Genomic DNA, 382 nt, shown 5'->3' on the forward strand with positions numbered 1-382 from the left:
CCCGCTTCTTCAAGAAGACGTTCCGCTTCTGCGTTACGCTCTTTCTGAGACATCTTGCCGTAAGCAGGTAGCTCAGGATCGAAGCCAGCTGTGATTTCAGGCGTTAGGAAATACGCAGGTTTTTGACCTTGCGCTAGGATAGCACCTGTTACGATATCACGGTCGATCGCGTAAGAGATTGCTTGACGAACACGAACATCATCAAATGGTGCTTTCTTCGTATTGAAGATGTAGTAGTAAGTACATAGGTTACCCGCTACAGATACATCTTCTGCGTACTCTTTTTGAAGACGCTTGAAGTGCTCAGTTGGAAGTTCGTTTGTGAAATCGATTTCACCAGATAGGAAACGGTTCATTTCCGCTACTTGGTTTTCGATTGGTA

1 protein-coding gene is annotated in these 382 nt (G+C 45.3%); it reads right to left on the reverse strand.

What is annotated here, in order from left to right; genetic code table 11:
- On the reverse strand, positions 1 to 382 hold a 382-nt coding region (locus AB4486_RS27285), incomplete at both ends, for an ABC transporter substrate-binding protein (RefSeq protein ID WP_372119915.1).

It is taken from the genome of Vibrio sp. 10N.222.55.C6 (genome assembly GCF_041473395.1).
Classification (GTDB): domain Bacteria; phylum Pseudomonadota; class Gammaproteobacteria; order Enterobacterales; family Vibrionaceae; genus Vibrio; species Vibrio crassostreae_C.